Source organism: Massilia varians (assembly GCF_027923905.1).
Lineage (GTDB): Bacteria > Pseudomonadota > Gammaproteobacteria > Burkholderiales > Burkholderiaceae_D > Telluria > Telluria varians_B.
This window is the reverse complement of the sequence record NZ_AP026966.1, coordinates 970,517-988,021: the sequence shown is the minus strand read 5'-3', so window position 1 is coordinate 988,021 and position 17,505 is coordinate 970,517. Positions and strand designations below refer to the sequence as shown.

14 protein-coding genes and 1 pseudogene are annotated in these 17,505 nt (G+C 67.5%); 7 read left to right on the top strand and 8 right to left on the bottom strand.

Annotated elements, in window-relative coordinates:
- Positions 1-30 precede the first annotated feature (30 nt).
- Together MasN3_RS04570 and MasN3_RS04565 are read left to right on the top strand one after the other, a co-directional pair.
- Positions 31-1,429: pseudogene (locus MasN3_RS04570) on the top strand (FAD-binding oxidoreductase).
- Positions 1,430-1,459: 30 nt separating this feature from the next.
- Positions 1,460-1,705, top strand: coding sequence for a DUF1059 domain-containing protein (locus MasN3_RS04565; RefSeq protein ID WP_281912698.1), 246 nt, complete (start codon positions 1,460-1,462; stop codon positions 1,703-1,705).
- On the opposite strand, the gene MasN3_RS04560 is transcribed toward MasN3_RS04565, so the two are convergent.
- The 3 genes from MasN3_RS04560 to MasN3_RS04550 form a co-directional block, all read right to left on the bottom strand.
- A complete protein-coding gene (locus tag MasN3_RS04560; protein ID WP_281912696.1) occupies positions 1,692-1,901 on the bottom strand; it encodes a DUF2945 domain-containing protein in 210 nt (69 codons plus the stop codon). The genes MasN3_RS04565 and MasN3_RS04560 overlap by 14 nt on opposite strands.
- Positions 1,902-1,932: 31 nt before the next feature.
- Positions 1,933-2,907, bottom strand: a complete 975-nt coding sequence (locus MasN3_RS04555; RefSeq protein ID WP_281912695.1) for a MerR family transcriptional regulator — start codon at positions 2,905-2,907, stop codon at positions 1,933-1,935.
- A gap of 109 nt (positions 2,908-3,016) precedes the next feature.
- A complete protein-coding gene (locus MasN3_RS04550) occupies positions 3,017-3,562 on the bottom strand; it encodes a DUF2058 domain-containing protein (RefSeq protein WP_281912693.1) in 546 nt (181 codons plus the stop codon).
- 234 nt (positions 3,563-3,796) lie between these two features.
- Between MasN3_RS04550 and MasN3_RS04545 the strand changes: the two genes are divergently transcribed.
- The 3 genes from MasN3_RS04545 (at position 3,797) to MasN3_RS04535 (ending at position 9,006) form a co-directional block, all read left to right on the top strand.
- Complete coding sequence (locus MasN3_RS04545; RefSeq protein ID WP_281912692.1) at positions 3,797-5,386, top strand: outer membrane protein assembly factor BamB family protein; 1,590 nt, start codon at positions 3,797-3,799, stop codon at positions 5,384-5,386.
- Positions 5,387-5,598: 212 nt separating this feature from the next.
- Positions 5,599-7,188, top strand: a complete 1,590-nt coding sequence (locus MasN3_RS04540) for an FAD-dependent oxidoreductase (protein ID WP_281912691.1) — start codon at positions 5,599-5,601, stop codon at positions 7,186-7,188.
- A 195-nt stretch (positions 7,189-7,383) separates the two neighbouring features.
- Positions 7,384-9,006 carry a methyl-accepting chemotaxis protein gene (locus MasN3_RS04535; protein ID WP_281912690.1) on the top strand — a complete coding sequence of 541 codons (1,623 nt, stop codon included), beginning with the start codon at positions 7,384-7,386 and terminating at the stop codon, positions 9,004-9,006.
- 112 nt (positions 9,007-9,118) lie between these two features.
- On the opposite strand, the gene MasN3_RS04530 is transcribed toward MasN3_RS04535, so the two are convergent.
- On the bottom strand, positions 9,119-9,808 hold the full coding sequence (locus MasN3_RS04530; protein ID WP_281912689.1) for a hypothetical protein: 690 nt from the start codon (positions 9,806-9,808) through the stop codon (positions 9,119-9,121).
- 132 nt (positions 9,809-9,940) lie between these two features.
- Positions 9,941-11,185 carry a serine hydrolase domain-containing protein gene (locus MasN3_RS04525; RefSeq protein WP_281912688.1) on the bottom strand — a complete coding sequence of 415 codons (1,245 nt, stop codon included), beginning with the start codon at positions 11,183-11,185 and terminating at the stop codon, positions 9,941-9,943.
- A gap of 131 nt (positions 11,186-11,316) precedes the next feature.
- Here MasN3_RS04525 and MasN3_RS04520 point away from each other — a divergent pair, with 131 nt between their 5' ends.
- Entirely contained in the window at positions 11,317-12,303 is a 987-nt protein-coding gene (locus MasN3_RS04520) for an LLM class flavin-dependent oxidoreductase (RefSeq protein ID WP_281912687.1), read from the top strand.
- Between the two features lie 190 nt (positions 12,304-12,493).
- Here the strand turns inward: MasN3_RS04520 and MasN3_RS04515 are convergent, their stop codons facing one another.
- Positions 12,494-12,616 (bottom strand): hypothetical protein, encoded by a 123-nt coding sequence (locus MasN3_RS04515; RefSeq protein ID WP_281912686.1) that lies wholly within the window; start codon positions 12,614-12,616, stop codon positions 12,494-12,496.
- A 216-nt stretch (positions 12,617-12,832) separates the two neighbouring features.
- Positions 12,833-13,423, bottom strand: coding sequence for an isochorismatase family protein (locus MasN3_RS04510; protein ID WP_281912684.1), 591 nt, complete (start codon positions 13,421-13,423; stop codon positions 12,833-12,835).
- Positions 13,424-13,511: 88 nt separating this feature from the next.
- Here MasN3_RS04510 and MasN3_RS04505 point away from each other — a divergent pair, with 88 nt between their 5' ends.
- Complete coding sequence (locus tag MasN3_RS04505; RefSeq protein WP_281912683.1) at positions 13,512-14,579, top strand: serine hydrolase domain-containing protein; 1,068 nt, start codon at positions 13,512-13,514, stop codon at positions 14,577-14,579.
- 3 nt (positions 14,580-14,582) lie between these two features.
- On the opposite strand, the gene MasN3_RS04500 is transcribed toward MasN3_RS04505, so the two are convergent.
- On the bottom strand, positions 14,583-17,363 hold the full coding sequence (locus MasN3_RS04500) for a M16 family metallopeptidase (RefSeq protein WP_281912681.1): 2,781 nt from the start codon (positions 17,361-17,363) through the stop codon (positions 14,583-14,585).
- Positions 17,364-17,505: the final 142 nt, after the last annotated feature.

The window sequence follows — 17,505 nt, the reverse complement described above, 5'->3', positions numbered from 1 at the left end:
GGGATTTCAACCAAGCGTCCGGGAGATGCGATGAATACGCTGACGAATGGGCAATTCAACGAGCTGAAGGGTGCGATTCGAGGAGACATCCTGCAGGCGGGCGACGCCGGCTACGATGCCGCCCGCACGGTCTGGAACGCGATGATCGACCGGCATCCGGCCATCATCGTGCGCTGCGCCGGGTCGGCCGACGTATGCGCCGCGCTGGCCTACGCGCGCAAGCACAGGCTTCCCCTCGCCGTGCGCGGCGGCGACCACAATATCGCAGGCAGCGCCTTGTGCGAGGACGGACTGGTGATCGATCTGTCCGGCATGCGCTCGGTCCAGGTCGACGCCGGGCAGCGCCGCGCCTGGGAGGAAGGCGGGGCCAGCCTGCGCGACTTCGACCACGAAGCCCAGTCCTACGGGCTGGCCACACCCCTGGGAATCAATTCCACCACCGGGGTGGCCGGGCTGACGCTGGGCGGGGGCTTCGGCTGGCTCAGCCGCACGCTGGGCCTGGCAGCCGACAACCTGCTGTCGGCCGAGATGGTCACGGCCGACGCCCAGCGCCTGCACGTGAGCGAGACCGACCATCCCGACCTGTTCTGGGCCATCCGCGGCGGCTGCGGCAACTTCGGCGTGGTCACGCGCTTCGACTTCCGGCTGCACCCGGTGGGGCCGGAGATCACGGCCGGGCTGATCGTGTTTCCGTCGCCCAGGCCAGGACGGTCGTGATGCAGTACCGCGATGCCGTCGACGCCATGCCCGCCGACATGACGGTGTGGGCGGTGCTGCGCAAGGCGCCTCCGCTGCCCTTCCTGCCGACCGGGGCGCATGCCAGGACGTGCTGGTGCTGCCGGTGTTCTCGCCGTCGCGCGGCGCATCGGTGGATGCGGCGATCGCGCGCATCGGCAAGCTGGGTGAGCCGCTGGGCATGCACGTCGGCCCCATGCCCTACACTGCCTGGCAGCAGATCTTCGACCCCTTGCTGACGCCGGGTGCGCGCAATTACTGGAAATCGCATAATTTCGCCCGGCTGAGCGACGAGGCCATCGACGTCGTCATGCGCTATGCCGGCATGCTGCCGACGCCGCAGTGCGAGATCTTCCTCGGATTGCTGGGCGCGCAGGCATCGGCGCCGCCGTCACAGGCCATGGCCTATCCACACCGCGACGCCTTGTACGTGATGAACGTGCACACCCGCTGGGACGATCCGGCCGACGACGCGCGCTGCATTGCCTGGGCCCGCGATTTCTTCAGGGATGCCGCGCCATACGCACACGGGGGCGTCTACGTGAATTTCATGCCGCAGGACGAAACCGAGCGCACCCCCGATGCCTACGGCGCCAACTACCAGCGGCTGGCCGAGATCAAGCGCAAGTACGATCCCGACAATGTGTTCCGCGCCAACCAGAATATCCGTCCGGCCGCGAGCGCTGCCGCCTGAATGCGCTCCATTCCATCACAGGAGTCGATCATGACACGCAAATTCATCGATTGCCGGGAATTCCCGAGCGACATGCATTGCTCGGTCGCCATCTCGGCCGACAGCGAGGACGAGCTGCTGCAGGCCGCGGTACAGCACGCGGTGTCGGTGCACCGCCACGACGATACGCCCGAGCTGCGCCAGCAACTGCGCCAGTTGTTCAAGGACGGCACGCCGCCCGAACAGCTTCCCATGAGCGGCCGGGCTGAACGGGGACGCGGCGTCAAGCCTTCTTGAGCGCGTCCGCCTTGTGCGCCGCCTCGGCGCCGGTCTTGTCGCTGACGACCAGGTATTCGGGATGTTCGCGCGAGGCGGCCACGTGGTGGCCCTTGATCTCGGTGGGGGATGTCAGTTTCTTCTTGACGGTGCCGTACACCGTGCCCTGCGACGATTGCCATTGCACTTTGTCGCCGGCTTTGAACGTGTCTGCCATGCTGGGCTCCTGTGAAGCGTGCGCCGCAGGTTCAGGCCGGCTTGCCCGGCATGGGCAGCCCTTCCGCCAGCGCCAGCCTTTCCATGGCCGCTTCCAGCACCATGCGGGCGCGGCCCGAGGCCAGCTCGAGTTCGCGGTGCAGGCGTGCGTCTTCCTGGTTGCGCGCGGCGCATTGGGCGCTGTAGCGCTCGAAGCTGCCGACCATCATGAGGATGTCCGACAGGTGGCGCGGGCATTCGCAGGACAGGCGGTTGCCGGCCGCCGTGATGGCCGCCAGCGCCTGGTCGTCGAAGCGGCGCGGCGCGACCGGCTCCCCTTGCGGCTCGGAGGCCGGCAGGCCCTGCCCCGCCAGCGCGGAACGGCACAGCAGCACCAGCTCGCCGATCTCGGCCGGCACGCGCGCCACCAGGCAGCCCTGGGCGCGCAGCGCGCGGATGGTGGCGCTGCCGCAGAAGCGGTACAGCACCACGGTCGCTTGCGGGCGGGTGAGGTCGCGCGCCGCCGCCACCTGCGCCACCGAGGCTTCGTCGAGTTCCGAGGCTTCGATCAGCAGCACGTCCAGGGCCGCGCCGTCCGCCAGCGCGGCCACCTGGTCGAGCCGGGCGCAGTGACGCTGCACCTGCAGCGCGCGTCCGTCGCGGCCGCTGGCGGCGATGCGGCGCACCAGGCTTTCGCCGACCACCAGCGTGCGCATCGGACCGCTGACTTCGGCCGCACGCGCCGCATTCGGGGCGACCATCTCTTCCAGCCGCTCGACCGGCAGCCCGGTCAGGACGCCGATCGGGTGTCCGAGGTCGACCAGTTGCTTGAGCAGCCCGAGGCGCCGCACCTGCTCGGCCGTGTAGAGGCGCTGGCCGTGCGCCGAGCGCTGGGTGTCCGACAGCGCATAGCGCCGTTCCCAGACGCGCAGCGTCTCTACGGGCAAGCCCGCCAGACGCGCCGCGACCCCGCTGCGATAGGTGACTTCGCGGCCCTCGCCCCGCTCTTGATGCATTCTGTCGTTCATATGACCCGCCATTGAACAGTGATCTGATGAGTATCCCGCTACAAATGCGAGACGTTGCTAGTTTAACTCCAAATCGTTAAATATAGCTGTTCAATCACGTTTCACAGACTTACCAAGTGAAATCGTCCGGGATCTTGAAATCCGCGTAGGGATCATCCTCTTCGGTCTGGGCGGCGGCCTGCTTGACCTGGATGACGCTGCCCGGGTCGCGCTCGGCGATCTTCTCGCCGATCACCTTGGGCACCAGTTCATAGTTACCTTTCAAGAACACGATCACCAGCCGCCCCGCCACCAGGTGCTGGCGCACCTGTTCGGAAACGTAGATGCGTTCGATCTTGGTGCCGTGCGTGAAGTTGTAGGCGATGTCGCCCTTGCCGTTCTTCGCGCGCGGCTGGCGGTTCTGCTCCACCAGCTGGGCGATCTGCGCCTTCACCGCCTTCTGCGCGGCTTCGGCGTCGCGCTGGGCATTCAGTTCGCGCGCCCGCTCGGCATTCTTGCGCTGCATCTCCAGCGCCGCCTCGCGCGCTTCGTTGACCGATTCGGTACCGGTACGGCGCTCGATCTTTTTCTGCTTGCTCTTGTCCTGGTTGACCTTCTGGACCTTTTTCTTGTCCACCAGGCCGGCTTTCAGCAACTGCTCCTGCAGCGACACCATCGTTGTACTCCTTCATTGCACGGGTGGCCGGCGGCACGGCGCCGCCCGGCGAAGCCGCTAGCATAACAAACCGCACCGCCTGTGGAAGCCATCCGATCGCATGATTTATGCACATCATATGGACAGCGACTGTCTCCTCATCCATATTGAACGCTTCACGTTGACCTTCCCGAGCCATGTTCCCGCGGGTGCCAGAATCGCCAGCTTTCCGCTCATCCTTACTGGAGCTCCTTCATGTCCTTGCGCCTGCCTTGCCTGGTTTCCTGTCTTGCATTGTCGCTGCTGTCCGCCTGCGGCGGCGGCGGCGGTTCCTCGGCCCCGCCCGCGCCCCCGCAGCCATCGGTGTCGCTGACGCTGTCCAGCGCCCCGCTCAGCCGCGATCTCGCCGCCGGTGACGAGGTCGGCGTTACCGTCGAAGGCGGCTGGAACGGCCAGCATCTCGACGGCCCGGTCTACCTGAGCGTGCGCGACGGTGCGGGCCGCTTCACCCAGCCACAGGCCCAGGCTGCCAGCGGCAACAGCTTCAGCTTCGCCCTGAGCACACTGCCGGACCTGGCTACCGGCAGCCATGCTGGCAGCATCGAGGTGCGCGCCTGCAAGGACCCGGCCTGCGCCGTCACCTGGCCGGGCACGGCCACGCTGGCCTATACGCTCAGAGTGTCCGCGGTCGGCGACTGGGAAATGCACCAGCGCGACGCGGCCCACACCGGCTATGTGCCGGTCACGCTCAACCCGGCCCGCTTCGCCAGGGCCTGGGAATGGAAACGCGCCGCCGGCAGCGAACCGATCGGCGGCATCAATCCGGTCGTCGCGGCCGGCGGGAAGGTGTTCGTCACCACCGACGTGTACTTCGGCGAAGGCCTGGTGCTGGCGCTGAACGAGAAAGACGGCAGCGAAGCCTGGCGCCGCTCGCTCGGCCAGGTGCCCGCCTTCGGCCCGCCCGCGGTCAGCGGCGGACGCGTGTACGCCGCCGTCACCGGCCACGAACAGACCGCGCTCTGGTCCTTCGATGCGGCCGGGGGCGAGGTCCGCGCCAAATCGGGCTTCTCGGGCCAGTGGCCGCACGTGATGGCCCCGACCGTGTTCCGCGACCAGGTGCTGACCGGCGCCGGCTACTTCGGCGGCGAGACGTATGCGTTCTCGGCCACGACGGGTGCGCGCAACTGGGTGCACCAGGCGGGCGGCGCATGGGACATGTGGGCGCCGGCGGCCGACGAGACCTACGTCTACCACCACAACGGCCTCGCGCTCTACCTGATCGAGCGCGCTACCGGCGCCACGGCCGCGAAGATCGACGACCCGATGGGCAATAGCAGCGGCTATGCCTACCATGGCGCGCCGCTGCTGGGCAGCAAGCGCAACGCCATCTCCTTCGCGGGCGGCGCCTTCAGCGGACGGGCATCGTCCAACGTGGAACAGTACGAGCAGCGCGTGCTGTCGAGCTTCGACCTGGAAGCGCGGCGCTACGGCTGGAGCAGCGCCAGCGCCTACCTCACGGTGCCGGCGCTGGCCGAGGGCGTGCTGTACGCCGGCCGCAACCAGCCTGCGGTGCTCGACGCCATGGACGAGGCCAGCGGCAAGGTGCTGTGGAACTGGTTCCCGCCGGAGTCCGGCGAAACCCTGCACCGCAACATCATCGTGACGCGCAACCTGCTGTTCGTCAGCACCGACCGCGCCGTCTATGCGATCGACCTGGCGACGAAGAAGACCGTCTGGCGCCATCCCGAGCCGGGCATGCTGGCGCTGTCGGCCGGGCGCACGCTGTACATCGCTACCGGCGCAACTGAAAGCGACGGCAGGCTGGTGGCGATCCGCCTGAAGTAAGGCTGCCGGGACGTGCCAGGCATACCGGCCATTATTCAGAAGCTCATCAGATAAATCGTCTGCAAATATTAGTTTTACTGATAGTTCAAGGAAGGCGCAGCGGGGGCCGGATCGTGCTCCCGCCTTTTTTTCCGCACAGTAGACTGTCCGCAGGTTCCGATCAACGCGCGTCGCCAGGCCCAGCGCGGCGCCCTGCACAGAAAGGATGCGACATGTCTGCTTCCACCAATGGCGCTTCGATGTCGGTCTGGATGGACAGTGCCGAGCTGCCGACCTGCCCTCCCCTGTCCGGCGACCTCGATACCGAGGTCTGCGTGATCGGCGGCGGCATCGCCGGCCTCACCACCGCCTACCTGCTTGCCAGGGAGGGCCGCAGCGTCGTGGTGATCGACGCCCTCGGCATCGGCGCCGGCGAGACCGGGCGCACCACCGCCCACCTGTTCCCGCCGGACGAGTGGTACACCTTCATCGAAGACAAGTTCGGCGCCGCCAATGCGCGTCTGGTGGCGGACAGCTATGCGCGCGCCATCGACCTGGTCGAATCGATCGCGGCGCAGGAACATATCGACTGCGAATTCGAGCGCCTCGACGGCTACCTGTACGCCCTGCCCGGCAACGGCTTCAAGGACCTCGAGAAGGAATACCAGAGTGCCCGGCGCGCCGGCGTGGCGGCGGAATTCCTGCCCGGCGTGCCCGGCCTGCCTTTCGACAGCGGCCCGGCCGTGCGCTACGCCAACCAGGCCCAGTTCCACCCGCTCAAATACCTGGCCGGACTGGCGCGGGCCATCGAACGCCTCGGCGGTCACCTGTACGGCGCCACCCACGCGCATCGCGTGCGCGGCGACCAGGAGCAGCAGACCGTCATCACCGACCACGGCGAGATCCGCGCCCGCCACGTGGTGCTGGCGACGCACACGCCCTTCAACGACCGCGTGGTGATGCACACCAAGCAGGCCGGCTACCGCACCTACGTGGTCGGCATGCGGGTGCCGCGCGGCGCGCTGCCGCGCATCCTGCTGTGGGATACCGGCAAGCCTTACTACTACGTGCGCCTGGAGACCCCGGACGCCGGCGCGGACCACGACATCCTGGTGGTGGGCGGCGCCGACCACAAGACCGGCCAGGACGACCATCCCGAGCACCGCTACGGCGAGATCGAGCGCTGGACCCGCGAGCACTTCCCGATGGCGGGGGCGGTGGCCTACCGCTGGTCGGGCGAGGTGATGGAGCCGTCCGACGGCCTGGCCTACCTCGGCCGCAACCCGATGGACGACGACAACGTCTACCTGATCACGGGCGACTCCGGCAACGGCATGACCCACTGCACCATCGGCGCCATGCTCGTCACCGACCTGATCGGCGGCCGCGACAACCCATGGGCGGCCCTGTACGACCCTTCGCGCAAGCCGGTGCACGGCCTGGCCGACTTCACCCACGAGCAGGCCAATACCATGGCGCGCTACGGCGAATGGCTCACCGGCGGCGACGTCGACTCGGTCCAGGAAATCGCCGCCGGCGAAGGCGCGGTGGTGCGCGACGGCCTGCGCAAGATCGCGGTCTACCGCGACGCCCAGGGCGGCCTGCACGCGGTCTCGGCCAAGTGCACCCACCTCGGCTGCGCCGTGCACTGGAATTCGGCCGAGCGTTCCTGGGACTGCCCCTGCCACGCCTCGCGCTTCGACATCGAGGGCAAGGTGCTGCACGGACCGGCCCCCGAACCGCTGGAAAAGGTCGAACTGGCCGACCAGACGCCGCCGCCGCGCACGCCGCGTGCCGGCACGCGCGGGCGCAGCGCGCGTTGACCGGCCGTCACAGGCCGGCCACCAACTGTCGTTAACGCCGCGCCAACGAAGCGTTGTATTTATCACGCATAAACCGCACAGGCATTTACATGCCGCACGGAAACAGGATACTCATCGATAAAGACCGGCCCCAGCCGGCGGCGCAAGCATGCATCGCACATGCCACTATCCTTGCCTGATGAGATGAGACTATCCATGAAACTCGAAACGATGAAAATCCGCGGCCTGCTGGCCCTCGGTTTCGGGGCCGTGCTGGCCCTGATGCTGGTGCTGGTCGCGGTGGCGCTGTCCACCACGCATATCGCCAACGAGATGACCCACCAGCTGACCCGCGACGGACTGCGCAAGTCGAACCTGCTGCAGGAATGGAAGGCGGTCATCGAAGTCAATGCGGCGCGCACCATCGCCGTGGCCAGGGCGGACGACCCGGCGACCGAACAGTTTTTCCTCGATGCCGTCAACAAGTCGTCCGAGCGCGCCAACCAGCTGCAGAAGGAGGTGCAGGAAGCGATGGCCAAGGACCCGGAAGGGCAGCGTCTGTTCGAGCGCATCGTCGCCAGCCGCGAAGCCTATCGCAAGGCGCGCGCCGAAGCCTTCAGGCAGAAGAAGGAAGGCCAGCTGGAATCGGCCGCGCGCTTCTTCGAGACCGAGATGATGCCGAAGGTGAGCGACTACGTGGGCAGCCTGGAAGCCATGGTGGCCTACCAGAAGCGCGCGGTGGCCAGCCAGGGCGAAGCCATCGACGCCTACGTCGCCACCAGCCGCACGCTGCAGCTCGCGCTGAGCGCCGCCGCGGTCGCCACTGGCCTCGCCTTCGCCGTCCTGATCACGCGCGCCATTGCGCGCCCGCTGCAGGGGGCGCTGGACGTGGCCAGGCAGGTCGCGCGCGGCGACCTGTCCGGGCACATCGAGGCCGACGCACGCAACGAGACCGGCCAGCTGATGGCGGCGCTGAAGGAGATGCGCGACAGCCTGCGCGGCATCGTCGGCGAAGTCCGGCGCGGCACCGACACCATCGCCAGCGCATCGCAGCAGATCTCGGGCGGCAACCTGGAGCTGTCGGCGCGCACCGAGCAGCAAGCCAGCTCGCTGGAAGAAACCGCCGCCTCGATGGAAGAACTCACCTCGACCGTGCGCCAGAACGCCGACCATGCCCAGCAGGCGAACGCGCTGGCGCGCGCGGCATCGACCAGCGCGGCGCGCGGCGGCGAGACCGTGGGCGAAGTGGTGCGCACCATGGCCGACATCAGCAGCGCCTCGCACAAGATCGGCGAGATCGTCGGCGTCATCGACGGCATCGCTTTCCAGACCAATATCCTGGCGCTGAACGCGGCGGTGGAAGCGGCGCGCGCGGGCGAGCAGGGCCGCGGCTTCGCGGTGGTGGCTGCCGAAGTGCGCGCGCTGGCGCAACGCTCGGCCACCGCGGCCAGGGAGATCAAAATCTTGATCGGCGATTCCGCCGGCAAGGTCGACGAAGGCAGCCGCCTGGTGGCCCAGGCCGGCGCCACCATGGAAGAGATCGTGGCCGGCATCGCCGGCGTGTCGACGATCATGGCCGAGATCGCGGCGGCCAGCGGCGAGCAGTCGCTCGGCATCGAGCAGGTCAACCAGGCCGTGACGCAGATGGACCAGGTGACGCAGGAGAATGCGGCCCTGGTCGAGGAAGCGGCCGCGGCGTCGGACGCGCTGCGCGAACAGGCGCACGCCCTGTCGCAGCTGGTGTCCACCTTCCGCCTCGACGAGCGCGAAGCCGCATCGGCGCTACCCGCGCAGGCCCAGCAGCGCATGACGCGCGCGCGCCCTGCCCTGGCCGCCTGAACCACGGCGCGTTAACGACGACACCAGCCCGCAGGCTGGTGTCGCGTGCGGCCGCCGGGGCCGCCGGGGGCCGCCGGCGGTCGCGTCCAGGGCTGGCGTGCCGGCGCGCCGGTCAGTAGCCGCGGCCGGTGGTGCCGCCGCCGGTGCCGCCGCTGGTGGTGCTGGAACCGGTGGTGCCGCCGGTGCTACCCGAGCCGGTGGTGCCGGTAGTGCCGGTGGTGCCCGAGGTGCCGGTGGTGCCGCTGCGGCCGGTGGCGTCCATGGTGCCGGTCGAACCGCTGGTGCCCATGGTGCCGGTCGCGTCCGAGGTGCCGGTGGCGCCGGTGCCCATCGAGCCGCTGGTGGTGCCGCTGGTGCCCGACGAACCGCTGGTGCCCATCGAGCCGCTGGTGCCCATCGAGCCGCTGGTCGAGCTACGGGTTTCCGGTTCGCTCGAACGGCCGGTGCTGGTGCGGCCGGCTTCGACGCCAGAGCTGTCGGTGCCCATCGAACCGCTCGATCCACTCGAGCCGCTCATGCTGCCCGAGCTGCTGGAACCGCTCGCACCGGTGTAGCCGCCATGGCTCTTGCCGTGGTGCTTCTTGGCGTGCTTCTTGTGCTGCTTGTGCGGCTGGTCCGAGCTCCCGGTCGCGCTGGCCGAGGAACTGCCGCTGCTCTGATCGTTCATGCTGCCGCTTTGCTGGCTGGCGCTGCTGGTATTCTGCGTACTGTCCGACGATTGGGCATGCACGGTGGTGGCGCCAAACATGGCTGCGGCAATGGAAGCGCCCAGCAGGCCTTTCAGTAACTTGTTCAGTTTCATGATCAATCTCCTCAATTTGTCTCCAGGGCTGAAATGCTCAACAATATCAATAAGATATTGAATTCAGGGCTCTGAGTTTAGAGAGGCCGATTGGGGGGAGGCGCACGGTAGCCTCTCGGAAAATACCGAGGGTTACTGGGCCGACACCGCGAGACCCGCGGCCTGGGCCGACAGCGTGCCGAGCTCGGTGTACAGCGTCAGCACATTGCTCTTGTCGTCCGGGTAAACGCGGTTCGACAGGAACACATAGAAGGTGCGCGACTGCGGATCGACCCACAGGATGCAGCCGGTGAAACCGGTATGTCCGTACGATCCGACCGGGAACACGGTGCCGCGCGGCCGCTGCGCATAGGGCGAGTCGATGTCCATGCCCATGCCGCGCAGCGCCAGGCCGGGCGGCGACTGCACGGTGGTGAGCAGGCGCACGCTCTCCGGGCTTAACACACGCACGCCATCGAGTTCGCCCCCATTGATCAACATACGGCCGAAACGCGCCACGTCGCGCGCGGTGGAGAACACGCCGGCGGAACCGCCCACGCCGCCCATGCGCCGCACGGTCGGGTCGTGCACGACGCCGGCCAGCAGCTGGCCCGGCGCCACATCCTCATGCAGGGACGCATCCGGCGTGTCCGGACCGCGCTGGGTCGGCGCGATGCGCGCGGCTGGCGTGCGCGCCAGCGGCAGGTAGCCGGTATCGCGCATGCCGAGCGGCGCGAAAATGCGCTGCTGCGCGAAGCGTTCCAGCGGCATGCCTGCGACACGCTCGACCAGGTGGCCAAGCAGGATGTAATTGATGTCCGAGTAGCGGAAAAAACTTCCTGGCGTGTGGGTCGGCGCCTGGATGCAGGCAAGGGCCAGGGAAGCCTCCTTGCCGGCCCATGCCGGCTTGGCGGGCAAGCCCGCCGGCAGCCCGGACGAATGGGTCAGCAGCTGGCGCACCGTGATCGTTTCCTTGGCGCCGTTGGCGCACTCCGGAAAATAGCGCACCAGCGGCGCTTCGAGGTCGAGCTTGCCCTCCTCGGCCAGCAGCAGCACCGAGGGCGCCGTCGACAGCACCTTGCTCAGCGAGGCGGCATCGAACACGGTATCCAGGGCCACCGGGGTTGCCCCCTCCTCATAGGTATGGCGGCCGTAGGCCTGCTCGTAGACCGCGCCCTCGCGCTCGAGGTGGAACACGGCGCCGGGCAGCTTGCGCGCGGCGATGTGGTCCAGGATGGCGCGGTCGATCTCCGCCAGCCGCGCGCTGTCCAGCCGCGCGCCGGCGCGCGTGCCGCTGCCCTGCTCCGGCAGCTGTACGCAGCCGGCGCCCAGCAGGGAGACGCAGAGCGCGGTGAGGAGGGTGGTGCGGCGGCGTGGCGAAGTCGGGAATCTGGTCATGGGCGGGAGGCTGGGGTGGCTCGGTTGGTGCGGACGATCATAAGGACGGGTCCGCCATGGGTCAATATTTACGAGCAGCAATTCCATCTCAGCCGCGCACGCCAAATGTCACATCGGCGTATGATACATGGATGATTCCATTCTCCATTCTCGACCTCTCGCCCATCGTCGAAGGCAGCGATGCGGCAACTTCTTTCCACCGTTCACTAGACCTCGCCCAGCACGGCGAGCGCTGGGGCTATGGGCGTTTCTGGCTGGCCGAACACCACGGCATGCCGGGCATTGCCAGCGCGGCCACCGCGGTGCTGATCGGCCACGTGGCCGCCGGTACCAGGACCATCCGCGTCGGCGCCGGCGGCATCATGCTGCCGAATCACTCGCCGCTGGTGATCGCCGAGCAGTTCGGCACGCTCGAGTCGCTCTACCCGGGACGCATCGACCTCGGCCTGGGCCGCGCGCCCGGCTCGGACCACACCACCGCGCGCGCCCTGCGCCGCAACCTGGCCTCGGATGCCGACGAATTCCCGCAGGACGTCGTCGAGCTGATGGATTATTTTGCCGACTCGCCGCGCCGCTCCGTGCGCGCGGTGCCGGGCGCGGGCCTGGACGTGCCGGTCTGGATCCTCGGCTCCAGCCTGTTCGGCGCCCAGTTGGCGGCGGCGCTCGGCCTGCCCTATGCGTTCGCCTCGCACTTCGCGCCGCAGATGATGATGCAGGCCATCGAGATCTACCGCTCGACCTTCCGGCCTTCCAAGCAGCTCGACAAGCCCTACGTGATGCTCGGCTTTAACGTGTTCGCGGCGGACACCGACGAGGAGGCGCAGGTGCTGGCGACCTCGATGCAGCAGGCCTTCGTGAACCTGCGCAGCGGCCGCCCGAGCAAGCTGCAGCCGCCCGTGCCGGGCTACCTGGAAAGCCTGGGCACGGCCGAGCGCATGATGCTGGAGAGCGTGCTGTCCTGCACCGCGATCGGTTCGCCGGCCACGGTGGAAAGCCAGCTGCGCAGCTTCATCGCGCGCACCAGGCCGGACGAGCTGATGATCACCTCGCAGGTCTTCGACCACGCGGCGCGCCTGCGTGCCTACGAGATCACGGCCGAGATCAACCGCAAGGGCTGATGTGTTGTAGGGTGGGCGGCTTCACCCGGCAGGCGGTTCAGCCTGGACCGGTGGACGCCGCCCACGCGTTCAACCGGAATAAGAATAGCCGCACTGGCTGCTCAACAGGGAGTTGAACGCGTGGGCGGCGCTCATGAACCGGATGATTCACCGACGAGGTGGAGCCGCCCGCCCTACGCATTGCGGCGACTCAAGCGTCGCCCGTCCCCACCTGCAACAGGTCGATCAGCGCCCGCGTCGAGCGTACCCTGCCCATGCGCGGGAAGATGTGCTTGCAGGCGAAGCGGTGGGCCTCGGCCTCCATGCTGGTCATCGCATCTTATCGACCGCAACGGCTGATGTGTTGTAGGGTGGGCGGCTTCACCCGGCAGCCGGTTCAGCCTGGACCGGTGGACGCCGCCCACGCGTTCAACCAGAATAAGAATAGCCGCACTGGCTGCTCAACAGGGAGTTGAACGCGTGGGCGGCGCTCATGAACCGGATGATTCACCGACGAGGTGGAGCCGCCCACCCTACGCATTGCGGCGACTCAAGCGTCGCCCGTCCCCACCTGCAACAGGTCGATCAGCGCCCGCGTCGAGCGTACCCTGCCCATGCGCGGGAAGATGTGCTTGCAGGCGAAGCGGTGGGCCTCGGCCTCCATGCTGGTCATCGCATCTTCCGCGAACACCAGCTTGTAGTTGCGGTCAAAGGCCGCGCGCGCCGTCGATTCGACACCGAAATTGGTCGCGATGCCGCCCAGCACCAGCGTATCGATCCCGCGCCGCCGCAGCAGCTGGTCCAGCTCGGTGCCGTAGAAGGCGCCCCACTGGCGCTTGGTGACCACGATGTCGCTCGCCTCCACGTCGGCCATCGGGGCCAGCTCGGAGGCGTCGTAGGGCGGCGCGGCGGCGCCGGGCGGGCGCATCGGGGCGTCGGCCAGCGGAGTTGGCAATTCACCCACCAGCACCCGCACGTACACGATCATCGCGCCGCGGTTGCGCATTTCCTGCGCCAGCAGCACGCAGTTGCCGACCGCCTGCTCGGCGGTATATGGGGCCAGTTCGCGCCCGACATTGCTGTTTTGCAAATCGATCAACACCAGGGCGGTGCGCGCCAGGTTCAGGGATTGTTCGGTCATGGCATCCTCCTGAACGCAGTATTCACGATTCGCGCCTGCTTCGGCGCACACGGCTACAATGCGCCGAACCCTTCTTTCTGGAGCAAGCATGCAACGTCGCCAGTTCATCCGCCTTTCGTCGCTCGCTGCGGGCGCCGCCCTGCTGTCCGGCTGCGCCGCCATCGCGAACCTGAGCACCGGCCCGCTGATCGCGCGCCACGTCCCCACCGATTACAGCGGCGTGATCGCCGTGCGCAAGGATGCGGCCGCGCCCCTGGTGGTCCATGCCAGCGGCCTGGCCCTGCGCGAAGAGAAGCAGCCCGTCACCAAGGACACCCGCTTCCTGGTCGGCTCGATGACCAAATGGATCACCGCCGTCACCGTGCTGCGCCTGGCCGACATGGGCACGCTCGACCTCGATGCGCCGATTGCGCGCCACCTGCCGGAACTGCCTGCGGCGAACGGCGCCGTCACCCTGCGCCAGCTGATGTCGAACCGCAGCGGCATTCCGAACGGCCTGGCGGACGCCCTGCGCAAGGACAGGGCGGTCGACAAGCTCGAGATCGGCCCGGTCGAGGCGGCCCTGCGCTTCGGCGCCGGCGCCCTGAGCGCGGCCCCGGGCGAGAAATGGGATTATTCCTTCACCAACTGGATCCTGGTCGCGGCGGTCGTCGAACGCGCCCGCAAGGAGCCGTTTACGGAAACCGTGGAAGAACTGGTGCTGGCGCCGAGCGGCGTGAAGGACACCAGTTTCGCCGCCACCGGCTACGAGGACGAAGTCGGCATGGCCGTTGCCTATAACGCCGAAGGCCAGCGCAAGACCTCGTCCGTGCCGCCGATGATCGCGGCCAGCGGCACCCTGTACAGCACGGCGAGCGACCTGGTCGCGATCGCGGACACGGTCTACCGCGGCAAGCTGCTGTCGGAGAAGGCGCGCAAGGCGCTGTCCACCGTGGTGGTGCCGGCGGAAGACTATGCGCTGGGTGGGAAGGTGAAAACCGTGAGCACGAAAAACGGCGCCCGCTCCCTTGCGTGGGAAGCGGGCGCCATCGGGGCCTACAAGACGCTGCTCGCCTACGACCCGGCGGACGGCCGGGCCGTGGTCCTGCTGAACAACACCGACATGCCGCAGTCGGAACAGGCGAAGATCGCGATCGCGCTGTTCCAGGACATGTAAGTCTTACTGAATCGGCTTGCCGTCGGCGTCGATCTTGCGGACCTCGCCGATGTTCAGCGCGCGGATGCCCGGCTCGATCTTGCTCAGGTCGCCGACCACCACCCACACCAGGCGGTCCGGCGTGAAGCTGCGCGCCGCCAGGGTGTTAGCCTGCTGGGACGTGAGCGACACGGCCTTCTGCGTATAGGTGTTGTAGTAGTCGTCCGGCAGGCCGTACTGCACGATGGTGGTATAGGCGCTGGTCAGCTGGCCGGCCGTCTCGAAGCCGCCCGGCAGGCCGAGCGTGTTGTTGTCGACCGCTGCCTTGAGCTCTTCCACCGTGATCGGCTTGCCGCCGGCGATGTCGCGGTACTCGCGCACCAGTTCCTGCATCGCTTCGCGGGTCTTGTCGGTCTGCACCGGCGAGACGCTCATGAACGCACGCTGGCCGATCGCCGGCTGCAGCGAGCTGCGCACGCCATAGGACCAGTGCTTGTCTTCGCGCAGGTTCATGTTGATGCGCGAATTGAAGGAGCCGCCGAACAGGTGGTTGACGATTTCCAGCGACAGCGCGTCCTCGTGCTTGCGCGGCACGGCCAGCTGGGCGCCGACGATCACGCTCTGCAGCGCGCCCGGACGGTCGACCAGGTAGACCACGTTCTTTTCAGGCGCGGCGACCTCGTTCAGCACCTTCTTCGGCACCTCGCCCGCCTTCCAGCCGGCGAAGGCTTTCTCCAGCATCGGCTTGACCTCGGCCAGCGTGGTGTCGCCCACCACCAGCAGGGTGGCGTTGTTCGGCTTGAACCAGGTGGCGTGGTACTTGACCAGGTCGTCGCGGGTCATGCGCTTCACCGCTTCTTCGGTGCCGGTGCCGGTGAAGGGCTTGGCATACGGGTGGTTCTGGCCGTACAGGATGCTCGGCAACACGCGCATCGCCATCGTCTGCGGCACGGTCTTCTCGCGCGCGATCGCGGCCAGGCGGTCCTTCTGCAGGCGCTCGAACTCGTTCTGCGGGAAGGCCGGATTCAGCACCAGGTCCGCGTACAAGCTCAGCGCCTGCGGCATGGTGGCCTTGAGCGTGTTCATGTACACGATGCCGCTGTCCAGGTTGGCGCCGGCGCCGAAGTTGGTGCCCAGGCTCTCGAAGGCTTCGCCGATCTCGAGCGACTTGCGGGTTTTCGTGCCTTCTTCGAGCATGCGCATGGCCAGGCTGGCGACGCCCGGCTTGTCCTGCGCATCCGAGGCATAGCCGCTGTCCACCAGCAGCTGGAAGTTCACCACCGGCGCGTCATGACGCTCGGCCAGCACGATCTTCAGGCCGTTCGACAGGGTGGTCTTCTGCATTTCCGGCAGCTTCAGTGCCATCGGCTTGCCGATGGCCGGCTCCTTGCTGCGGTCCACGCCCGGCTTGCCCGCGGCCAGGCCGGTCGGGTAGGGATCGACCTGCAGGACGAAGTCGCCGGTGCTGAGCCAGTCGTTCATGGCCTTCTTCACGCTGGCCGGGGTGGCTGCCTTGATGCGCTGCAGGTAAACCTTGTAGCAGTCCGGGTTGCCGGTATAGGTCTGGCACGAGGCCAGCAGGTCGCTCTTGCCGCCGAAGCCGCCGACGCGCTCGATCATGCGGGTGTACTGGGCCAGGATGGTGGTCTTGGCCAGGCGCAGTTCGCTTTCCGTCGGACCGTTCTTCATCAGGGCCTGCAGCTCTTCGTCGGCGATGCGCTCCATCCTGGCGACATCGGCGCCCGGGCGCGCGGTCAGGGTGATGTCGAACTGGCCGCCGATTTCCGAGGCGTCGTCGCTGGCGGATGCGCTGGTGGCCAGCTGGTCCTTGTAGACCAGGCGCTTGTACAGGCGCGAGGTCTTGCCGCCACCCAGCACCAGGGCCGCCAGGTCGAGCTGCGCTTCTTCCGGCGTGTGCGCGCCCGGCACGTTCCAGGTGCGGTAGATGCGCGTCTGCGTCACGCGGTCCTGCGCCACCGTGCGGTGGGTGCCGGTGCGCTTGGCGATCCAGGCCTGGTGCTTGGCCAGCGGCGGGCCCGGAGGAATGTGGCCGTAGTACTGCTCGACCTTCTGGCGCGCCACTTCCGGGCTGATGTCGCCGGACAGCACCAGCACCGTGTTGTTCGGGCCGTAGTTGGTCTTGAACCAGTCGTGCACGTCGGTCATCGAGGCCGCGTCCAGGTCTTCCATCTTGCCGATCACGGTCCAGGAATACGGGTGGCCGACCGGGTAGGTGTTGGTCACCAGCAGTTCGTAGGCCAGGCCGTAGGGCTGGTTCTCGCCCTGGCGCTTCTCGTTCTGCACGACGCCGCGCTGCAGGTCGAGCGTCTTCTTGTCGACGGTGCCGAGCAGGTGGCCCATGCGGTCGCTCTCGGCGAACAGCGCATAGTCGAGCATCGAGGTCGGCACGTTCTGGAAGTAGTTGGTGCGGTCCTGGTTGGTGGTGCCGTTCAGGTCGGTCGCACCGATGCCCTGCAGCGCGCTCAGGTAGGTCTTCTTGAAGTTGTCGCTGCCGCCGAACATCAGGTGTTCGAACAGGTGCGCGAAGCCGGTCTTGCCCGGCTTTTCATTCTTGGACCCGACGTGGTACCAGGTGTTGATCGCCACCACCGGCGTCTTGCGGTCCTCGTGCACCAGCACCGTCAGCCCGTTCTTCAAGGTGAACTTGGTGTACTTGATGTCGGGGATGGGGATGTCGGGCGTGCTGGCGGCGGATGTGGCCGGGGCCGCGCTTGCGGCCGAGACGCCAGTGGCCAGCGCGAGCGCGACGGCCATCTGGAGAGTGCGACGAACGGATACTGCCATGCTGCTCCTCCAAAGGAAACGGCGGGTTGCCGATCCTTGCATTCTAGGCAGCTTTTGTTATTGCAACAAAGAACTAATTGCGCAGGCAGAGGGAATCCATGCGCAGAGCATTGGATTGTGGGTTTTTCGTAGGGCGGACGGC

What these genes read in the sequence shown, in the direction of transcription:
- MasN3_RS04565 (WP_281912698.1), top strand. Translation starts at nt 1,460, where the DNA reads ATGACACGCAAATTCATCGATTGCCGGGAATTCCCGAGCGACATGCAT.
- MasN3_RS04560 (WP_281912696.1), bottom strand. Translation starts at nt 1,901, where the DNA reads ATGGCAGACACGTTCAAAGCCGGCGACAAAGTGCAATGGCAATCGTCG.
- MasN3_RS04555 (WP_281912695.1), bottom strand. Translation starts at nt 2,907, where the DNA reads ATGAACGACAGAATGCATCAAGAGCGGGGCGAGGGCCGCGAAGTCACC.
- MasN3_RS04550 (WP_281912693.1), bottom strand. Translation starts at nt 3,562, where the DNA reads ATGGTGTCGCTGCAGGAGCAGTTGCTGAAAGCCGGCCTGGTGGACAAG.
- MasN3_RS04545 (WP_281912692.1), top strand. Translation starts at nt 3,797, where the DNA reads ATGTCCTTGCGCCTGCCTTGCCTGGTTTCCTGTCTTGCATTGTCGCTG.
- MasN3_RS04540 (WP_281912691.1), top strand. Translation starts at nt 5,599, where the DNA reads ATGTCTGCTTCCACCAATGGCGCTTCGATGTCGGTCTGGATGGACAGT.
- MasN3_RS04535 (WP_281912690.1), top strand. Translation starts at nt 7,384, where the DNA reads ATGAAACTCGAAACGATGAAAATCCGCGGCCTGCTGGCCCTCGGTTTC.
- MasN3_RS04530 (WP_281912689.1), bottom strand. Translation starts at nt 9,808, where the DNA reads ATGAAACTGAACAAGTTACTGAAAGGCCTGCTGGGCGCTTCCATTGCC.
- MasN3_RS04525 (WP_281912688.1), bottom strand. Translation starts at nt 11,185, where the DNA reads ATGACCAGATTCCCGACTTCGCCACGCCGCCGCACCACCCTCCTCACC.
- MasN3_RS04520 (WP_281912687.1), top strand. Translation starts at nt 11,317, where the DNA reads ATGATTCCATTCTCCATTCTCGACCTCTCGCCCATCGTCGAAGGCAGC.
- MasN3_RS04515 (WP_281912686.1), bottom strand. Translation starts at nt 12,616, where the DNA reads ATGACCAGCATGGAGGCCGAGGCCCACCGCTTCGCCTGCAAGCACATC.
- MasN3_RS04510 (WP_281912684.1), bottom strand. Translation starts at nt 13,423, where the DNA reads ATGACCGAACAATCCCTGAACCTGGCGCGCACCGCCCTGGTGTTGATC.
- MasN3_RS04505 (WP_281912683.1), top strand. Translation starts at nt 13,512, where the DNA reads ATGCAACGTCGCCAGTTCATCCGCCTTTCGTCGCTCGCTGCGGGCGCC.
- MasN3_RS04500 (WP_281912681.1), bottom strand. Translation starts at nt 17,363, where the DNA reads ATGGCAGTATCCGTTCGTCGCACTCTCCAGATGGCCGTCGCGCTCGCG.